This window comes from Streptococcus mitis, assembly GCF_009496155.1.
Classification (GTDB): domain Bacteria; phylum Bacillota; class Bacilli; order Lactobacillales; family Streptococcaceae; genus Streptococcus; species Streptococcus mitis_BQ.
The window spans coordinates 20725-40220 of record NZ_WIJP01000014.1 but is presented as its reverse complement, the minus strand read 5'-3'; the positions used below and the strand labels follow the sequence as shown (position 1 = coordinate 40220).

Sequence of the window (19496 nt, the reverse complement as noted above, 5' to 3'; positions counted from 1 at the left end):
TTAGACGTCCTCCATATCAAATGCGTGTAGTTTCTTGAATGCGATCATAGAGATTGAGATGACAATGATAGAGATAATCAAGGTAACAGCTGCCGCCATAGAGTATTGAGGAGATGTACCTGTTGTCAAACGGTAGATCCATGAGATCAAGATATCGGTTGAACCAGCTCCACCACCGACACTACCAGGTCCTCCAGCGTTGAAGAGGTACATGATAGAGAAGTTGTTAAAGTTGAAGGTGTATTGACTGATTAAAGTAGGTGCCGCAACAGCCAAGATCATTGGGAAAGTGATGTTGCGGAATTTTTGCCAAGCATTGGCACCGTCAATATAAGCTGCTTCGTAAAGGTCATTAGGAATAGATTGCAAGATACCCAAAGTCAAAACGTAGATGTATGGGAATCCAAGCCAACCTTGCATCATAATCAAGGCAATCTTAGTCCAAGTTGGGTCTGTTTTCCAAGGAATAAGAGCACCATCAAGGAAAGGAAGGAATTTAGCCAAGATTGGCAATACTTGAGTGTTAATAGCTCCGACACTATCGTTAAACATGTTTGAGAATGTCAAGATAGTGATGAAGGCTGGGACAGCCCAAGGAAGAAGGAAAATAACACCAAAGATACGTTTTCCTTTGATAAATGGTTGGTTAGCAATGATAGCTGTGAAGATACCGATGACGATCTGTAAAGTTGAGGCAGCCAAAGCCCAGATGATAGTCCAAGAAAGAACGGCACCGAAGGCAGAACGGAAGGTACTCAAGCTCCAGATGTTCGTAAAGTTTGTCAAACCAACCCAGTCCAACAATTTGTTTGGTGGTAAGTGTTGGAAGTCATAGTTAGTAAAGGCAATCATCAAGGTTACGATAACTGGGAAGATAATCGCGAAGGTCATGGCAACATAAGATGGAATGATCAAGAGGTAAGGGAAGCCATTTTCATAAATCCCTTTGATCATATCTTTGAGGGTATGTGGAACTGGGATTCCATTGTTAATACGTTTTGCGATAGTATGTGCATCTTTAATATTTGAGAAATAAAAGAGTACATAAACGACTACAAAGATTAAATGGAAGGCACCACGAATCAGCATGAATAGGGAATTATCACGACCTGGCTTGTCACCAAGAGTGATGAGATTGCTCAATTCAGGGGCTGCAAGTGCTAGGAAGTAAAGGACGAATACAAGGGTTACACCAAGGAAGATAAAACCTTTGGCTTTTTGTTTATTGTAAATCTGTCCTAACCCAGGAATGATAGACAGCAGGGCTGCTTTACTAGGTTGTTGCTTTTCCATAATAACTCCTTTCATAGAATACTGGTTTTTAGATAAAACCTAAACTATTTATGTTTCTATTGATAAATTCAAAGGGGGATTTGAATTCCACCCCCCTTGAACAAATTTTTTATTCACCAAATTTTTGTTTGATTGTTTCTTTGATCAATGTTACAGCATCGTTAGCAGCTGTTTTAGCATCTTTCTTACCGCTTACAGAGTCAAAGAGCATGTTAGCAGCTGGTTCCCAAACTGCAGACATTTGAGAGATGTTTGGCATTGGTTGAGCGTTCTTGAACTGTTTGATAACAGCTGTTGTCAACTCATCGTTTTTACCTTCAGCGTATGAACGAGCTTCAGTGTTAGCTGGGATTTCGTTAGTTGCATCGTAGAAGGCTTTTTGTTGTTCAGTTGAAACAAGGAAGTCTACAAATTTTTGTGCTCCTTCAAGGTTCTTAGTGCTTGATGGGATAATCCAAGCTTTACCACCACCGAATGCTGCGTAGTCTTTTCCGTTTGGAAGAGTTGGGATAGTCGCAACACCGTAGTTTACTTTAGCATCTTTGAATGCTTGAGCTTTCCAAGGTCCATCAATGATAGCAGCTGTTTTACCTTCTTGGAATTGAGTTTGGATTAAGTTTCCAGCAGCTGTACCATCTTGCATACCTTTAGGCCATTTTTCATACCAAGATTTAGCGTAGTTGATACCTGCAATAGAACCGTCGTTTGCAAGACCGATGTCTTTAGGATTTTTACCGTTATCGCCAAATACATAAGCTCCGTTACCAGCAAGAAGTCCGTATGCATAGTAGAAGTTTGTCCAGTCAGCTAGGAAAGCAGAAGTTTTTCCATCTTCTCCAGCGAATGCGTATTTGCTATCTTTAGCAAGGTTTTCTAAGTCAGCAAAAGTTTTTGGAGCTTCTTTTACCAAGTCTTTGTTGTAGTACATAACAAGTGACTCGATAACGGCAGGAGCACCGTAAACTTTACCGTCAGCAGCTGTTACAAGAGATTTAGTTTTATCATCTGTTTTAGCGCCGTCGCTCAATTTCACTTCTGAAAGTTGTCCGTCAGTACCAAGGCTACCTACACGGTCGTATGGAGCCATCATAACGTCAGCAGCTTGACCTGATTGGTTATCAAGAGAAAGTTTGTCAAGGCCACCAAGTTGGTCACCAGATTTGATGTTAACTTTTGTTCCTGACTCTTTTTCGTAAGCTTTAGCAACTGTTTCAGCGAAAGCTTTGTATTGGTCTTCAACGTAAAGAGTGATTTCTTTCCCTGCAGATGAACCAGCATCAGCAGCTTTTTCAGCAGGTTTGCTTCCGCAAGCTACCAAAAGCAAGCTAGCAAGTGTAGCAGTTCCAAGCACAGCAGCGCTTTTCATGAATTTAGATGACATAGTGTATTCCTCCTAAAGAATAACAAATTTTATAATGAGGAAACGCAAACGTTTTCCTTTATGGGACTAGTATATCACAAACAGAAAACGGTTGCAAGTATTTTTTGTAAAAACTTTAAAAAAATTCACGAAAATGGGAAGCGTTTTATTTGTTTATAATAGAAGAAAATCCAAAAATTGCTTTTATTTTAAATTTTTAAAAAAGTTGAGAAAACGATTGCCTAATTTACAAATGGAAACTAAAGAGATTTGTTACTTTATTTCCAGTTCATAAGATAAGTGAAACCCTTATTCTTATTTTGTTAACTTTCTGAAAGAATATATATACGGGTAAGAAGAAAAACTTTTTAAAAAATAATCAAAAAAGTTATTTAAAACCGCTTGCATTTATCAAGAAAATGCGATATACTGATATTAGCGCAAACGTTTGCGTTCGTAAAAATGTAATATCTAACTATAAACACATGAGGTGCTTATTATGAAAAAACGTCAAAGTGGTGTGTTGATGCACATCTCTTCTCTCCCAGGAGCCTACGGAATCGGATCATTTGGTCAAAGTGCTTACGACTTCGTTGATTTCTTGGTTCGCACAAAACAACGTTACTGGCAAATCCTTCCATTAGGAACAACTAGTTACGGAGATTCTCCTTACCAATCTTTCTCAGCCTTCGCAGGGAACACTCATTTTATCGATTTAGATATCTTGGTGGAGCAAGGTTTGTTGGAAACAAGTGACCTTGAAGGAGTTGACTTTGGTAGCGATGCGTCTGAAGTTGACTATGCTAAAATCTACTATGCACGTCGTCCTCTTTTAGAAAAAGCGGTAAAACGTTTCTTGGAAGTAGGAGATGTTAAAGATTTTGAGAAATTTGCTCAAGACAACCAATCATGGCTCGAGCTCTTTGCAGAGTATATGGCTATCAAGGAGCATTTTGACAATCTTGCTTGGACTGAATGGCCAGATGCTGATGCTCGTGCTCGTAAAGCTTCAGCACTTGAAAGCTACCGTGAGCAATTAGCAGACAAGTTGATTTACCACCGTGTGACTCAATACTTCTTCTTCCAACAATGGTTGAAATTGAAAGCATACGCTAACGACAACCACATCGAAATCGTTGGGGACATGCCAATCTACGTAGCGGAAGATTCAAGCGATATGTGGGCAAATCCACACCTTTTCAAGACAGATGTCAACGGTAAGGCGACTTGCATCGCAGGATGCCCACCAGATGAGTTTTCTGCAACTGGTCAGCTTTGGGGTAACCCAATCTATGACTGGGAAGCAATGGACAAAGACGGCTACAAATGGTGGATTGAACGCTTGCGTGAAAGCTTCAAAATCTACGATATCGTTCGTATCGACCACTTCCGTGGTTTCGAATCTTACTGGGAAATCCCTGCTGGTTCCGATACAGCAGCACCTGGTGAGTGGGTGAAAGGTCCTGGCTACAAGCTCTTTGCAGCCGTTAAGGAAGAACTTGGTGAGCTAAACATCATTGCTGAAGACCTTGGCTTCATGACAGACGAAGTTATCGAGTTGCGTGAACGTACTGGCTTCCCAGGAATGAAGATTCTTCAATTTGCCTTCAACCCAGAAGACGAAAGTATCGATAGCCCACACTTGGCACCTGCTAACTCAGTTATGTACACAGGAACTCACGATAACAATACGGTCCTTGGTTGGTACCGTAACGAGATCGATGATGCAACTCGTGAGTACATGGCTCGCTACACGAACCGTAAAGAATACGAAACCGTGCCACACGCTATGCTTCGTACAGTCTTTTCATCAGTCAGCTTCATGGCAATTGCAACCATGCAAGATTTGCTAGAATTGGATGAGGTAGCTCGTATGAACTTCCCATCTACCCTTGGTGGAAACTGGTCTTGGCGTATGACTGAGGAACAATTGACACCAGCTGTCGAGAAAGGCTTGCTTGACTTGACAACAATCTATCGCCGAATCAATGAAAATTTGGTAGAATTAAAGAAATAATACAATATCAGGAGACACCTTAAACATGTTATCACTACAAGAATTTGTACAAAATCGTTACAATAAAACCATTGCAGAATGTAGTAATGAAGAGCTTTACCTTGCTCTTCTTAACTACAGCAAGCTTGCAAGTAGCAAAAAACCAGTTAACACTGGTAAGAAAAAAGTTTACTACATCTCAGCTGAGTTCTTGATTGGTAAACTTTTGTCAAACAACTTGATCAACCTTGGTCTTTACGACGATGTTAAAAAAGAACTTGCAGCTGCAGGTAAAGACTTGATTGAAGTTGAAGAAGTTGAATTGGAACCATCTCTTGGTAATGGTGGTTTGGGACGTTTGGCTGCCTGCTTTATCGACTCAATTGCTACTCTTGGTTTGAACGGTGACGGTGTTGGTCTTAACTACCACTTTGGTCTTTTCCAACAAGTTCTTAAAAACAACCAACAAGAAACAATTCCAAATGCATGGTTGACAGAGCAAAACTGGTTGGTTCGCTCAAGCCGTAGCTACCAAGTACCATTTGCAGACTTTACTTTGACATCAACTCTTTATGATATTGATGTTACTGGTTATGAGACAGCAACTAAAAACCGCTTGCGTTTGTTTGACTTGGATTCAGTTGATTCTTCAATCATTAAAGATGGTATCAACTTTGATAAAACAGACATCGCTCGCAACTTGACTCTTTTCCTTTACCCAGATGATAGTGACCGTCAAGGTGAATTGCTCCGTATTTTCCAACAATACTTCATGGTTTCAAACGGTGCGCAATTGATCATCGAAGAAGCAATCGAAAAAGGAAGCAACTTGCATGACCTTGCTGACTACGCAGTTGTCCAAATCAACGATACTCACCCATCAATGGTTATTCCTGAGTTGATCCGTCTTTTGACTGCACGTGGTATCGAGCTTGACGAAGCAATTTCAATCGTTCGTAGCATGACTGCCTACACTAACCACACAATCCTTGCTGAAGCCCTTGAAAAATGGCCTCTTGAATTCTTGCAAGAAGTGGTTCCTCACTTGGTACCAATCATCGAAGAATTGGACCGTCGCGTGAAAGCAGAAGTGAAAGATCCAGCTGTTCAAATTATCGACGAGAGCGGACGTGTTCACATGGCTCACATGGATATTCATTACGGATACAGCGTTAACGGGGTAGCAGCACTTCACACTGAAATCTTGAAAAATTCTGAGTTAAAAGCTTTCTACGACCTTTACCCAGAAAAATTCAACAACAAAACAAACGGTATTACTTTCCGTCGTTGGCTCATGCATGCTAACCCAAGATTGTCTCACTACTTGGACGAGATTCTTGGAGAAGGTTGGCACCATGAAGCTGATGAGCTTGAAAAACTCTTGTCTTACGAAGACAAAGCAGCTGTCAAAGAAAAATTGGAAAGCATCAAGGCTCACAACAAACGTAAATTGGCTCGTCACTTGAAAGAACACCAAGGTGTGGAAATCAATCCAAACTCTATCTTTGATATTCAAATCAAACGTCTTCACGAGTACAAACGCCAACAAATGAACGCTTTGTACGTGATCCACAAATACCTTGACATCAAAGCTGGTAACATCCCTGCTCGCCCAATCACAATCTTCTTTGGTGGTAAAGCAGCTCCAGCCTACACAATCGCTCAAGACATCATCCACTTGATCCTTTGCATGTCAGAAGTGATTGCTAACGATCCAGCAGTAGCTCCACACTTGCAAGTAGTTATGGTTGAAAACTACAACGTTACTGCAGCAAGCTTCCTTATCCCAGCATGTGATATCTCAGAACAAATCTCACTTGCTTCTAAAGAGGCTTCAGGTACTGGTAACATGAAATTCATGTTGAACGGAGCTTTGACTCTTGGTACTATGGATGGTGCTAACGTGGAAATCGCTGAGTTGGTTGGCGACGAAAATATCTACATCTTTGGTGAAGATTCAGAAACTGTTATCGACCTTTACGAAAAAGCAGCTTACAAATCAAGCGAATTCTACGCTCGTGAAGCTATCAAACCATTGGTTGACTTCATCGTTAGCGATGCAGTTCTTGCAGCTGGAAACAAAGAGCGCTTGGAACGTCTTTACAATGAATTGATCAACAAAGACTGGTTTATGACTCTTCTTGACTTAGAAGACTACATCAAGGTTAAAGAACAAATGCTTGCTGACTACGAAGACCGTGATGCATGGTTGGATAAAGTCATCGTTAACATTTCTAAAGCAGGATTCTTCTCATCTGACCGTACAATCGCTCAGTATAACGAAGATATCTGGCACTTGAACTAAGGTACAAATTTATACTAATATATCTTGTAAAAAAGCGAATTTCGATTGAAATTCGCTTTTTTTGAATGCTGTGGATTTGGGTCAATCTTGTCTAAAAATAGGGAAATCCTAGATACAGTGAATGCTTAAAATGCTGGTTTTTACTGTCTTTCATCCTTATGTTTCTTCGTAGTTGAACACCTCATATTTATTGTATTCGCTTACATAAAGTGTTATAATATAATTATAAGAAAGAAGGTGTTTTTATGATATATACAAAATTGGTGTTGTTTATTACCTTTCTTGTAATAAGCTTGTTACCTGATAAGATTTTTGGAAAAAATAAAAAAATTTGGAAAATAGTTCTTGCAATATTGACGGCGGTGGCAGCATTGTCATTTATGTACTAAGTTATTTTAAGAATGTAGGGTTTATTTTGGATTTTATTTATAATTTTGACCTGCCTCTATATAGGTAACCACGATTTGTTTCCTCTCAATCATCAAGAACTCTCTCTTCGTGGTAGTTTCTGGGGTTCGGTACTGGCCTTATATCACTTACTGTTTATTTGAATGCCGTGGATTTGGGTCAATCTTGTCTATAAACAGATAAATCCTAGATACAGTGAAGGTTTAGAAATGCTGGTTTTTACTGTCTTCAGCCTTATATTTCTTCTTAGTTGATTACCTCATATTTCTTGTATTCGCTTACATAAAGTATTATAATATGATTATAGGAAAGAAGGTGTTCTTATGTGGAAAAAATATTTTTCAAAATATAAATGGACGGATTTATTTTGGATTCTATTTGTTATTTTAACATGCCTCTTGGCGGGTAATAGTAATCTTTACCCCCTTACCCATCAAGAAATCTCTTATCATGGGTGCTTATCGGGAATTACACTTGCATTATTTCACTTGCTATTTATTGATAAGTTTGTTATTTCGAATCGAAAATAAAGATTAGAACTATGCTTGACTGCCTACTTTTATGATTGATTTTGGAGGAAGATTTTGTCTCTGTTATTTATTATTTTAAATTTGTTTATCTTGTACAAGATCTATTCTTTGAGGCGGGAGAAATCGAAATACTTGATTTATACGGCCTATATCATATTTGGGGTAAATGTACTATATGGTATTCAATGGTTATTAAAAGAACTAGTTTCAAAGATTTCCACTTAATGTGTATAGAAACTCCAGCGATTTTTGCATAACAAACGCATAAGATTAAGGATTTAGTTCTGTACTGCACAGGACTAAGTCCTTTTAGTTTTACCTTAATTCGTTTATTGTTGTAGTAGTCAATATAGTCTACAATAGCTTGTTCCAATTGCTTAAGCGACTGAAACGACTTCTCATAACCGTAAAACATTTCCGATTTCAGAATCCCAAAGAAGGACTCCATCATACCATTGTCTGGGCTGTTACCCTTACGTGACATGGATGCTTGAATTCCCTTACCCTCAAGAAACTGATGATAAGAATCGTGTTGATATTGCCAGCCTTGGTCACTATGGAGAATCGTATTCTCGTAGCGTTTCTCTGTGAATGCCTGTTCCAACATTGTTTTTACTTGTTCTAAGTTGGGTGAAGTTGAAAGATTATAGGCGATAATTTCGCTATTAAAGCCATCTAAAACTGGTGATAAGTAAAGCTTTTGAGCGCTTGCTGGAATAGCAAATTCTGTCACATCTGTGTAACACTTTTCCATTGTTTTAGAGCCTTCAAATTGACGTTGAATGAGATTCTCTGCCTTTTTGCCAACGTCTCCTTTATGAGAAGAATATTTTCGTTTCTGTCGCATTTTAGCTTGTACATTGAGTACTTTCATCAAGCGTTGAACTCTTTTATGATTTACCAGATAACCACGATTTCTTAGTTCTAAATGAACCCGACGATAACCATAATTTCCCTTGTGTTCGATAAAAATGGATTGAATTTCAGCTTTAAGCTCTTGATCCTTATCTGGTTTGTCTAGCTGTTTCAAGTGATAGTAGTAGGTCGAACGAGCTAGTTTAATAGCTTTTAGAAGAATATCTAACGAAAACTCAGTCATTAATTCTTGAACAATTTCTGTCTTTCTTCTTTCTCTTTTTCCTCCTTCAATCGGAGTTCTCTTAACTTTTTTAGGATGGCATTCTCCGCTCTCAGGTACTCATTTTCTGCTTGAAGACGTTCTAATTCTGTTCTCTCTTCAGGTCTCTTTTTTGGCTTACGTCCCATTTTAGGTACTCTCCCTCTTATTTTCTCAACAATAGTATACCTGTTTTTCTTGTATTGTGCTAGCCAATTAAGAAGTATCGTACGACTTGGGAGACCGTATTCAAGAGAAACTCTATCTTTAGTTCAGCCTTCATGTAAGACTTTATGAATCATTTCTCGTTTTAAATCAGGAGAATAGTAACGATTTTTTCCTTTTTTGACGAACTCTATTCCGTAACGATCAATCAATTTAATCATGTACCTAATATTAGAATTATTTATCCCAAATTTATTTGAAAGCTTCTCTAAGCTATATCCTTGTTTTCTAAGTTCATAGATCTGAACTTTATCATCATAAGTTAATTTCATAATAAAACACCCCAAAAGTTAGATTTTCTCTGTCTAACTTTTGGGGTGCAGTTCATTCACTAAATTACCGTTTTTTTATTTAAATTCTATTAACTACCTATTACTATTAATTACCCTGAGGCCATCGTTTATAAATTGACCCAAAACGTCAAGTCCGTTATAAATAAAGAGTCCTAAAATTATAGATGAAATAATAATACTTGCACAAATAAAATATGTACGTTTTTTTTCATTCATAATATCGACTACCTCCTAAGTTAGTATAGACTAATAGTTGTATAGACTAATAGTTCCGTTTTGATTAAATGGAACTCTATAATATGATGTACCTCCAATAGTACCTCCAAATGTAAATCCAGCTCCTAACAACTCTGCTTTAACTTGAGCTGAACCACTACTGTTTATAGCTGCTGTTAAAGTACCATTATAAGCATACTTTATACTTGTTGTGGGGTATCCTTGTGGAGACCAAACATCAACGTTTTGTCCTTCAATATATGTGTTTGTAATAGAATTTGTTATTCCTAAGTAATAACCTTGAACTGAGTTAATCTGACGGAAAGAACCCTCATTATATAATTCAATGTTTACACTTAATTGAACTGTAGTTCTAGCAAATGTTGCACTTCTTTTTAATGTGTGTGAAGTAACTGTAGATCGAGAGAGATCTGGAATAAATTCAATAGTTTCAACAACCTTTCCAGTATCACTATCAATAACAGTTGCAACTTCGTTGAATCCTGATTTCGAATATACTACTTCTGGATTAGGGATATTGTAATCCTCAACAGTAAATTGCAGTTCGTTGAATTTTATAACAAGGTCATTAGTGGTATCGGCGTTTACAGAAATAGGCAAATAAAACAATGCTAAACAACTAAATAATAGAGTAATTAGTATTTTTTTCATGATAATGATCACCTACCATTCTTTCATAACTAAGTTGGATATTAAGGGTTGATAATTATAGTTTGTACATTGGAATCATCTGCTTTCTTATAGGAATATTAATTGAATAAGGCAATTTCTTTTTATTTGTATTCGCTTACATTTTATCATATAATGTTATTGTAGTCAAGAAAAATGTGCTATTATGTTAAAAAATATTTTTCAAAATATAAATGGACTGATTTATTTTGGATACTATTTGTTATTTTGACATGCCTCTTGATGGGTAATAATACTCTTTTTCCGCTTACTCATCAAGAAATCTCTTATCATGGGTGCTTATCGGGAATTACACTTGCCTTATTTCACTTGCTATTTATTGATAAGTTTGTTATTTCGAATCGAAAATAAAGATTAGAACTATGCTTAACTGTGTACTTTTAGGATTTATTTTGGAGGAAGATTTTGTCTCTATTATTTATTATTTTAAATTTGTTTATCTTGTACAAGATCTATTCTTTGAGGCGAGAAAAATCGAAATACTTGATTTATACGGCCTATATCATATTTGGGGCAAATGTAATATATGGTATTCAATGGTTATTAAAAGAACTAGTTTCCAATATTTCCACTTAATGTGTATAGAAACTCCAGCGATTTTTGCATAACAAAACGCATAAGATTAAGGTTTTTGAGTACCTATTCTTATGCGTTTTCGTAATATTGAAGATTCTCAGTAAGTTTTCTACTTTTGCGAAGTCTAGTTTACAATGCTTTCCCAACCAAAATCTCTGCTTCGATGGTAATCTCTGTCAGTTGGCTCCAGTCAATCTTGCTCTGGTCGATGTGAAATAGGAGAGGAGTCATACTGAGTAGGGCTTGGAGCTGATCTGCTGTGATAGTCTTAGTCAGAGAGGCCGTTTGGTTAGATAGGATGGTAAAGTGTTCCTGAAAATGCTCCTTGATATCTTGATTAGAATAATCCTTCTTTGTCAGCTGGTCTTGTACCTTCTGACGGATTTCCTTGAGGTGATTTTTAGTTGGAATAACCTTTATCAAGATACCGTCTTTGGATAAAACGCGACGAAATTCTCCATAGTTGGCAGGTGAGAAGATATCAAGTAAGATATCCATGCTGTCGTCTTTTATGGGGAGACGAGCTAAGTCGCCAACGAACCAATTGACTGCCCAGTTGGGTTCGCTCTTGGCGGCGATTTGGACGGAATCTTTGGAAATATCAAAGGCATAGAAGGTTTTGTCGGAGTGGGTTTCTTGGAGTTTCCGAGAGTAGAAGCCCTCGCCACAACCGATATCTAAGACTGTGGTGCTAGTTTCTGAACTGGCTAGCAAGTCAGATACAGCCTCTAAGGTAGCCTGATAAAAGCCGGCTTCTAGGATTTGTTGACGGTTTTGAAAATTTTCCTTGTCGTAGTTGGCGGATTGCTTGATTTGGGGAGCTAGATTGACATAGCCAAATTTCGCCAAATCAAAAGAATGGCGATTGCTACATTTGAGACTGCTCTCAACCAGAGTCAGCTTTTCTTGGCAGATAGGACAGGCAAAGGCAGTCGCAGAAGCAAAACGCTGAAGTTTGGGTTTGAGATTTGTATTCATAGTTTAAGTGTATCAAAAGAGGCAAATGAAAGCAACTTTAGGAATAAGTAGATGGGAGATTCAGTAGAAATAAAACCCATTCTCCAATTTATAGAATAAAATTGCTTTTATATACAAATTAATATATAATAATAGCTAGGAGGAAATAAGTATGTTAAAAGAAGTATTGACTGTCGCAAAAGTTGCGAAAAAATCATCACTCTTTTTAGGTGGTGTTGCATTTGGTACCCTTGGTTTGAAAATCTTAGCAAGTAAGGAAGCTAAAAAAGGTTATTCTAAAGCCTTGGCTAAGGCTTATAAGTTAAAAGACGAGCTAGATGCATCTGTTTCTGTTGTGAAGCAACATGGAGATGATGTCTTGCAAGATGCCAAATATTTGTACGAGCAAGAGAAAAAAGAAGAGCAATTAGATAGCCTTATAGGGGAATAGTATGTCTTTTAAAGTGCTACATAGAGGATACCAACATATCCGACTATCATCTTCTTTTTCACTCACCTTGGATATTCAAGACTATCTTCGTTCCTTGGCGAGAGATGAAAAGGGGATTGAGTCTATCCAGTTTTACATGGATCAACAGCACTTTACTCTACGCATAAAAGAAGGCTTTTCTGTATTAGATAATGCAGAAGCCTTTTTAAAAAGAATTGATAAAGGGAAAGTTTCTGAGTTGATGACTCTTCCCATTCGTAGAGAAGAGAGTGCTTATTCTATTGTTTCAGGTGCAGCGATTAAGCGTATACTTTTTCGTAGTTTTGTACCGTATCCTATTCGCTATATATGGACTTGTTATCAGGCTTTTGGCTATATTAGAGAAGCCTATCAGACCCTAGCGCGTAAGGAACTAACGATGGAGGTCTTGGACTGTTCGGCGATTTTATTGTCCTTGTTTATGAACCAATCCAAGACGGCAAGTAATATCATGTTTATGCTTGATTTGGGGAATCATTTAGATCAGTGGTCCTTGAAAAAAACTGCAACAGATTTAGAACAAAGCCTTCTTGCAAAAGAGAGCGATGTATTCTTAGTACAGGGGGATATGGTCGTTAGTATCAAGAGTTCCGATGTTCAAATAGGAGATGTTCTGGTCTTATCTCAAGGAAATGAAATTCTGTTTGATGGACAAGTAGTTTCAGGTTTAGGTATGGTCAACGAAAGTTCCTTGACGGGAGAGAGTTTTCCAGTTGAAAAAAGAGAGTCTGATTTGGTTTGTGCAAATACAGTATTAGAAACTGGAGAGTTACGCATTCGTGTAACCGATAATCAGATGAACAGCCGGATTTTACAACTGATTGAGTTAATGAAGAAATCTGAAGAAAACAAGAAAACGAAACAACGCTATTTCATCAAGATGGCGGATAAGGTCGTCAAATATAATTTCTTGGGGGCTGGGCTGACTTACCTATTAACAGGTTCTTTTTCTAAGGCTATTTCTTTCTTATTGGTCGATTTCTCCTGTGCTTTGAAAATCTCTACTCCTGTAGCTTATTTAACGGCTATCAAGGAGGGGTTGAATCGTGAAATGGTGATTAAGGATGGGGATGTTCTGGAGAAATATCTGGAAGTAGATACTTTCTTGTTTGATAAGACGGGAACAATTACAACTAGTTATCCTATAGTTGAAAAGGTGTTACCTTTTGGAGACTATAGTGAGGAAGATATTCTCAGAATCAGTGCCTGTCTTGAGGAACACATTTATCATCCTATTGCTAATGCCATCGTCAAGCAAGCTGAGATAGAGGGGATTGAACATGAGGAAATGCATGGGAAACTCCAATATATCGCAAGCAAGGGGATCAAATCTCATATAGATGGTCAACCAGTTCTGATTGGGAATTATGTCTTGATGCAGGATGAGCAGATTCATATCAGTTCGGAACAAAATGCTTTAATTGAAGAGCACAAGAGTCACTACAATCTCTTATTCTTGGCTTATCAGAATGAATTGATTGGAATGTTCTGTATTCATACTCCTTTGAGAAAAGAAGCAAAAGTAGCCTTGGAGAAACTTAAGGCACAAGGGAAAAAATTGATTCTGGCAACAGGGGATACCCTGGTTAGAACAGAGGAATTAGTCAAAGATTTGCCCTTTGATCAGGTCTATACAGACTTGAAACCTGATGGGAAATTTGAGTTAGTAGAGGAACTGCAGAAAGCAGGTCACACTATTTTGATGGTTGGGGATGGGTTGAATGACTCAGCTGCTCTAACCCTATCAGATATCGGTGTGGTGATGAATGAGAGTGCAGATATTTCTAAGCAGATGAGCGATATCTTATTGTTAGATAATCGCTTGGATTTCTTCCAAGAGTTGGATTGGCTATCATCATCTTTGCAAACACTTATCAAGAAGAATATTCAAGATACCGTTGTCGTAAATAGTAGTTTGATTGGCTTTGGCTTGTTTAATTGGCTCAGTCCTTCAAATCTCTCTATCTTACATAATCTAACAACTTTACGTATAGTCCTGCGTAGCCTGTCTATTAAGGGATAGGTGGGGACTATTCACAGCAAAAAGGAGTTACCTTTCTCGAGGTTAACTCCTTTTTTTATAGGTAAATGTTGAACAGTTTAGTAGGTCAACACAAAATATTTTTTCTTTCCACGACGGATAACAGTCAGTTCGTTCTCTAACTTATCAGCGTCACTCAAGACATATTCAAGGTCTTGGATGCGGTCACCGTTTACGTAGATAGCACCGTTTTGGACGTCTTCACGGGCTTGGCGTTTTGAGTTAACTACACTAGATGAGACGAGGAGTTCCACAATATTGTGGTTTTCGTCTGCTTGTACTTGGTAGTTTGGTACACCACGAAGTCCTTGTTTGAGCTCTTTAACAGAAAGATTTTTGATGTTTCCTGCAAAGAGTTGTTCAGTGATGTTGAGGGCTTCTTTGTAGGCTTCTTCGCCGTGAACAAGTGTAACAACTTCACGAGCCAAGATTTTTTGTGCCAAGCGTTCATGTGGAGCCGCTTCAAATTGTTTACGGATGTCTTCAATCTCATCAAGTGACAAGAAAGTAAAGATCTTCAAGAAGCGAACAGCGTCAGCGTCCATAACGTTCATCCAAAATTGGTACATTTCGTATGGAGAAGTCTTTTCAGGATTGAGCCAGACGGCATTTCCTTCTGATTTACCAAATTTCTTACCAGTTGCATCTGTAATCAATGGAACAGTGATAACGTGACCAGTTTTGTCAGCCTTACGACGAAGCAATTCGGTACCAGCTGTCATATTTCCCCACTGGTCAGAACCACCGATTTGAAGCGTTACGTTGTGGTCTTGGTTAAGAACGAAGAAGTCGTAACCTTGCATGATTTGGTAGGCAAACTCAGTGTATGAAATTCCTGTTTCAATCCGTTTTTTCACAGACTCCTTACTCATCATGTAGTTGACAGTAAAGTATTTTCCGATATCACGGAGGAAGTCAATGAAGCTGATGCTGCCAAACCAGTCGTAGTTGTTGACCATGACAGCTTTATTTTCACCACTTTCAAAGTCAAGAAAACGAGAAAGTTGTCCTTGGATAGACTTGACCCAGCCATCTACTGTGTCTTTTGTTTGGAGACTACGTTCAGCATCTTTGAAGGACGGATCTCCGATGAGACCTGTAGCACCGCCAACGAGCGCATAAGGTTTGTGACCTGCTAGCTGCAAGCGACGACTTGTCAAGATTGCGACAAGATGGCCTAGGTGAAGGCTGTCAGCAGTTGGATCGTAGCCAGTATAATAAGAAACTTGACCTTCTTCTAGGGCTTTACGCAAAGCTTCTTCATCAGTCGTTTGAAAAATCAAACCACGCTCTTTTAGCTCATCAAAAATGTGCATGTGTCTTTTCTCCTTTTTAAAATTATTGTTTCTAACTATTGTATCACAAACTTGGGCAATAGCCTAGTAGAATAGGGAAGAAAGTGGCTATTTTATTGAAAGTTTCCCTTTTGTGGTATAATAAATAGAGTGAGGAAATCCATGCAAAATCAATTAAATGAATTAAAACGAAAAATGCTGGAATTTTTCCAGCTAGTAACATCAAAAATAAATCATAAAAAATCAGAGAAAGTCTCAGAAGAGAAGCAGTCGGATGGGACAGGTGGGAAAGTTCTGGCTATCCTAGGTAGCATTTTAGTTGCTATCAAGGGAATTTTGAATACTCTCTTTATTCTAGGCTTTATCGGTGGGCTTTTTGGTGCTGGTGTAGCTCTTGGTTATGGAGTTGCTTTGTTTGACAAGGCTAAGGTTCCCCAAGCGGAGGACTTGGTCAAACAGGTTAAAAATATTTCTTCCATCTCAGAAATTGTTTATGCAGATGGGAGTGTCATTGCATCTATTGAGAGTGACCTACTGCGAACTTCTGTTTCATCTGAGGAAATATCGGACAATCTCAAAAAGGCTATCGTTGCAACTGAGGATGAACATTTTCTTGAACATAATGGGGTTGTGCCCAAAGCTGTGATTCGGGCGACTTTGGGAACCTTTGCAGGTTTGGGCTCATCTAGCGGAGGCTCGACCTTGACCCAACAGTTAATCAAACAACAAGTGGTTGGAGATGCTCCGACTTTGGCTCGTAAGGCTACAGAAATTGTCGATGCCCTTGCCTTGGAACGTAGCATGAGCAAGGATGAAATCTTGACCACCTATCTCAATGTTGCTCCCTTTGGTCGAAATCATAAAGGGCAGAATATTGCAGGTGCCCAGCAAGCTGCTGAAGGGATTTTCGGTATCGATGCGAACAAGTTGAGTATTCCTCAAGCCGCTTTCTTAGCAGGTTTGCCACAGAGTCCGATTACTTATTCCCCTTATGAAAATACTGGAGAGTTAAAGAGTGATGAAGACTTAGAGCTTGGTTTGAAGCGGGCCAAGGATGTTCTCTACAACATGTACCGTACGGGTGCTCTGACTCAGGAAGAATACGACCAGTACAAGGATTATAATCTCAAACAAGATTTCTTGCCATCAGGAACTATCAATGCTGTTTCAAGAGATTACCTTTACTTTACGGCTATGGCTGAAGCAACAGATCGGATGTATGATTATTTAGTTCAACAGGACAATGTTTCTAGCCAAGAGTTGAAAAACGAGTCGATTCAAAAAGCTTATCATGAGCGAGCTGAGCAGGAACTAAGTAAAGGTGGCTACAAAATTACTACAACGATCAATAAAAAAATCCATAATGCCATGCAAAATGCAGTTGCTAACTACGGTCGTTTGGTAGATGATTCGACTGGGCAGCCTGAAGTAGGGAATGTTTTGATGGACAATAAAACAGGAGCAGTTCTAGGTTTCGTCGGTGGTCGTAATTACCAGACAAATCAAAACAATCACGCCTTTGATACCAAGCGTTCACCAGCCTCTACAACTAAGCCTTTATTGGCCTACGGTATTGCCATTGACCAAGGTTTGATGGGAAGCGCCAGTATCTTGTCCAATTATCCGACAAAATTCTCTAATGGAAATCCTATCATGTATGTAAACAGTCCAGGTACAGGCATGATGACCCTGGGGGAAGCCTTGAACTATTCGTGGAATATCCCAGCCTATTGGACCTATCGTATGCTTCGTGAGAAGGGCGTGGATGTCAAGGGATACATGGAGAAAATGGGTTATGAGATTCCAGAGTACGGTATCGAAAGTCTACCTATGGGCGGTGGTATTGAAGTCACAGTTGCTCAGCATACCAATGGTTATCAAACAATTGCCAATAACGGTATCTACCATCAGAAACATGTGATTTCTAAGATTGAATCATCTGATGGTAGAGTAATCTACGAGTTCCAAGATAAACCAGTTCAAGTTTACTCGAAGGCAACAGCAACGATTATGCAGAGTTTGCTTCGTGAAGTGATTTCATCTCGAATCACTTCAAGTTTCCAAACGGACTTGGCTTCTATTAACTCAAACTTAGCTCGTGCAGACTGGATTGGTAAGACTGGTACGACCAATGAAGATGAGAATATGTGGCTCATGCTTTCAACACCAAGATTGACTCTAGGTGGTTGGCTAGGGCATGATGACAACCGCCCAATGGCTAAAGGGGCTGGGCATTATCGAAATGCCAAATATATGGCTTACTTGGTCAATGCTATCCAACAGGCTGAGCCTGGTGTTTGGGGCAATGAACGCTTTAATCTTGATTCTAGTGTGACTCAATCTCAGGTCCTCAGATCTACAGGGCAGAAGCCAGGCAAAGTAACCGTTAATGGAAAAACGGTGGATCTTTCAGGTTCTACTGTAACGAGCTATTGGGCTAACAAGGTGGGAGCTCCTACGACCAGCTATCATTTTGCTATTGGAGGAAGTGAAGCAGATTATCAAAATGCTTGGTCAAGTATCGTTAGCACACTACCAACTCCTTCCAGCTCAAGCACTAGTTCGAATAACAGTTCAAGTAGTAGTTCAAGTGCTAGCTCTAGCAGTACATCAAGTTCATCATCACCTACACAATCAAATAGTAGAAGATAAGAAAGTGGTATTGATTACCACTTTTTTCTTTTGTCCTTTCGTGTTACAATAAAGGTATGAATCAGTATCAGAAAAAGATTGTTAAAGGAACTATTTATTCGCTCTTATCTGGCTTAATCTGGGGAATCTGTGGGATTCTAGGAGAGTATTTCTTTACTCATTATCAGGTGTCGTCGGGCTGGATTACCTCTATGCGTTTGACACTGGCAGGGAGTCTTGTACTCATTTGGTCAGCAATGCAATTAAAATCGCAAGTGCTAGATATTTGGCGAGACAAGAAAAATTATCTACCCTTTTTAGCCTATGCTATTTTGGGGATTTTTTCAGTTCAGTATTTTTTCTATCTCTGCGTAGAATACTCAAATGCAGCGACAGCAACTATTTTACAGTTTATCAGTCCAGTCTTTATCCTCTTTTACAATCGCTTGGTTTATCAAAAACGAGCGTCAAAAAGCGCTATTTTCTATGTTTTGATTGCCATGTTGGGTGTTTGCTTGATGGCGACAAAGGGAGATCTCTCTCAGTTATCCATGACGCCACTAGCCCTTATAACAGGTCTGCTGAGTGCCATGGGTGTTATGTTTAACGTTATCCTACCTCAGCCTTTTGCTAAGCGCTATGGTTTTGTTCCCACGGTTGGGTGGGGGATGATTTTGGCTGGTTTATTTAGCAATGTTCTCTCGCCGGTTTATCAGATTTCCTTTACTCCTGATATTTGGAGTATTTTGATTTGTCTCATTATCGCTTTCTTTGGGACGGCTTTTGCTTTTTTTATTTCCATGAAGGCTGTGTCCTTGGTTTCTCCTTTGGTGGTTTCCGTTATCAGTGCCAGCGAACCCCTCTCTTCGGCTCTGCTGAGTGTTTTATTTTTAGGCTTGGTAGTGGATTGGTCCCTTCTTCTAGCTATGGCCCTGATTATTTTACCCATGATTTTCCTATCGATAGAAGAAGCGAAAGAAAGTAAATAAAAAGTCTTTTCTTAATTCTAAAAGTGTGCTATACTAGAATAGTCAATAAAACACGGGGAGATA

The 19496-nt window shown here is 38.8% G+C and carries 13 protein-coding genes and 1 pseudogene; 8 read left to right on the top strand and 6 right to left on the bottom strand.

The genetic code is table 11. From position 1 onward, the window contains the following. Both GEZ84_RS08630 and GEZ84_RS08625 read right to left on the bottom strand, forming a co-directional pair. A complete protein-coding gene (locus GEZ84_RS08630) occupies window positions 1-1293 on the bottom strand; it encodes a carbohydrate ABC transporter permease (protein ID WP_194252052.1) in 1293 nt (430 codons plus the stop codon). Between the two features lie 109 nt (window positions 1294-1402). Then, entirely contained in the window at window positions 1403-2674 is a 1272-nt protein-coding gene (locus tag GEZ84_RS08625) for an extracellular solute-binding protein (RefSeq protein WP_153224231.1), read from the bottom strand. 478 nt (window positions 2675-3152) lie between these two features. On the opposite strand from GEZ84_RS08625, the gene malQ reads away from it, so the two are divergent. The 3 genes from malQ (at window position 3153) to GEZ84_RS10950 (ending at window position 7892) form a co-directional block, all read left to right on the top strand. Next, window positions 3153-4670 carry a 4-alpha-glucanotransferase gene (gene malQ, locus GEZ84_RS08620; RefSeq protein WP_153224230.1) on the top strand — a complete coding sequence of 506 codons (1518 nt, stop codon included), beginning with the start codon at window positions 3153-3155 and terminating at the stop codon, window positions 4668-4670. 25 nt (window positions 4671-4695) lie between these two features. Continuing rightward, window positions 4696-6954, top strand: coding sequence for a glycogen/starch/alpha-glucan family phosphorylase (gene glgP, locus GEZ84_RS08615; RefSeq protein ID WP_153224229.1), 2259 nt, complete (start codon window positions 4696-4698; stop codon window positions 6952-6954). A gap of 731 nt (window positions 6955-7685) precedes the next feature. Further along, on the top strand, window positions 7686-7892 hold the full coding sequence (locus GEZ84_RS10950) for a membrane protein (protein ID WP_045606609.1): 207 nt from the start codon (window positions 7686-7688) through the stop codon (window positions 7890-7892). Window positions 7893-8166: 274 nt separating this feature from the next. Here GEZ84_RS10950 and GEZ84_RS08605 read toward each other — a convergent pair. Together GEZ84_RS08605 and GEZ84_RS08600 are read right to left on the bottom strand one after the other, a co-directional pair. Then, a pseudogene (locus GEZ84_RS08605) lies at window positions 8167-9506 on the bottom strand (IS3 family transposase); the annotation flags it as partial. A gap of 267 nt (window positions 9507-9773) precedes the next feature. Next, on the bottom strand, window positions 9774-10415 hold the full coding sequence (locus GEZ84_RS08600; protein WP_153224228.1) for a hypothetical protein: 642 nt from the start codon (window positions 10413-10415) through the stop codon (window positions 9774-9776). A 174-nt stretch (window positions 10416-10589) separates the two neighbouring features. On the opposite strand from GEZ84_RS08600, the gene GEZ84_RS10945 reads away from it, so the two are divergent. Beyond that, window positions 10590-10805 carry a hypothetical protein gene (locus GEZ84_RS10945; RefSeq protein ID WP_153224227.1) on the top strand — a complete coding sequence of 72 codons (216 nt, stop codon included), beginning with the start codon at window positions 10590-10592 and terminating at the stop codon, window positions 10803-10805. A gap of 354 nt (window positions 10806-11159) precedes the next feature. Here the strand turns inward: GEZ84_RS10945 and GEZ84_RS08590 are convergent, their stop codons facing one another. Further along, the gene (locus GEZ84_RS08590; protein WP_153224226.1) at window positions 11160-12008 is read right to left on the bottom strand and encodes a putative RNA methyltransferase; all 849 of its coding nucleotides are present in this window, start codon (window positions 12006-12008) and stop codon (window positions 11160-11162) included. A gap of 151 nt (window positions 12009-12159) precedes the next feature. Here GEZ84_RS08590 and GEZ84_RS08585 point away from each other — a divergent pair, with 151 nt between their 5' ends. Then, complete coding sequence (locus tag GEZ84_RS08585) at window positions 12160-12438, top strand: DUF6110 family protein (protein WP_000910909.1); 279 nt, start codon at window positions 12160-12162, stop codon at window positions 12436-12438. 1 nt (window position 12439) lies between these two features. Beyond that, the gene (locus GEZ84_RS08580) at window positions 12440-14500 is read left to right on the top strand and encodes a heavy metal translocating P-type ATPase (RefSeq protein WP_153224225.1); all 2061 of its coding nucleotides are present in this window, start codon (window positions 12440-12442) and stop codon (window positions 14498-14500) included. A gap of 77 nt (window positions 14501-14577) precedes the next feature. Here the strand turns inward: GEZ84_RS08580 and tyrS are convergent, their stop codons facing one another. Next, window positions 14578-15834: a tyrosine--tRNA ligase gene (gene tyrS, locus GEZ84_RS08575; protein ID WP_153224224.1), complete on the bottom strand. Its 1257-nt coding sequence runs from the start codon at window positions 15832-15834 to the stop codon at window positions 14578-14580. A gap of 141 nt (window positions 15835-15975) precedes the next feature. Between tyrS and pbp1b the strand changes: the two genes are divergently transcribed. Both pbp1b and GEZ84_RS08565 read left to right on the top strand, forming a co-directional pair. After that, the gene (gene pbp1b, locus GEZ84_RS08570; protein WP_153224223.1) at window positions 15976-18465 is read left to right on the top strand and encodes a penicillin-binding protein PBP1B; all 2490 of its coding nucleotides are present in this window, start codon (window positions 15976-15978) and stop codon (window positions 18463-18465) included. A 56-nt stretch (window positions 18466-18521) separates the two neighbouring features. After that, complete coding sequence (locus tag GEZ84_RS08565; RefSeq protein WP_153224222.1) at window positions 18522-19433, top strand: DMT family transporter; 912 nt, start codon at window positions 18522-18524, stop codon at window positions 19431-19433. Window positions 19434-19496: the final 63 nt, after the last annotated feature.

Bases quoted from the DNA above. Each gene is read 5' to 3' on its own strand.
- GEZ84_RS08630 (WP_194252052.1), bottom strand. From the start codon at position 1,293: ATGGAAAAGCAACAACCTAGTAAAGCAGCCCTGCTGTCTATCATTCCT.
- GEZ84_RS08625 (WP_153224231.1), bottom strand. From the start codon at position 2,674: ATGTCATCTAAATTCATGAAAAGCGCTGCTGTGCTTGGAACTGCTACA.
- malQ (WP_153224230.1), top strand. From the start codon at position 3,153: ATGAAAAAACGTCAAAGTGGTGTGTTGATGCACATCTCTTCTCTCCCA.
- glgP (WP_153224229.1), top strand. From the start codon at position 4,696: ATGTTATCACTACAAGAATTTGTACAAAATCGTTACAATAAAACCATT.
- GEZ84_RS10950 (WP_045606609.1), top strand. From the start codon at position 7,686: ATGTGGAAAAAATATTTTTCAAAATATAAATGGACGGATTTATTTTGG.
- GEZ84_RS08600 (WP_153224228.1), bottom strand. From the start codon at position 10,415: ATGAAAAAAATACTAATTACTCTATTATTTAGTTGTTTAGCATTGTTT.
- GEZ84_RS10945 (WP_153224227.1), top strand. From the start codon at position 10,590: ATGTGCTATTATGTTAAAAAATATTTTTCAAAATATAAATGGACTGAT.
- GEZ84_RS08590 (WP_153224226.1), bottom strand. From the start codon at position 12,008: ATGAATACAAATCTCAAACCCAAACTTCAGCGTTTTGCTTCTGCGACT.
- GEZ84_RS08585 (WP_000910909.1), top strand. From the start codon at position 12,160: ATGTTAAAAGAAGTATTGACTGTCGCAAAAGTTGCGAAAAAATCATCA.
- GEZ84_RS08580 (WP_153224225.1), top strand. From the start codon at position 12,440: ATGTCTTTTAAAGTGCTACATAGAGGATACCAACATATCCGACTATCA.
- tyrS (WP_153224224.1), bottom strand. From the start codon at position 15,834: ATGCACATTTTTGATGAGCTAAAAGAGCGTGGTTTGATTTTTCAAACG.
- pbp1b (WP_153224223.1), top strand. From the start codon at position 15,976: ATGCAAAATCAATTAAATGAATTAAAACGAAAAATGCTGGAATTTTTC.
- GEZ84_RS08565 (WP_153224222.1), top strand. From the start codon at position 18,522: ATGAATCAGTATCAGAAAAAGATTGTTAAAGGAACTATTTATTCGCTC.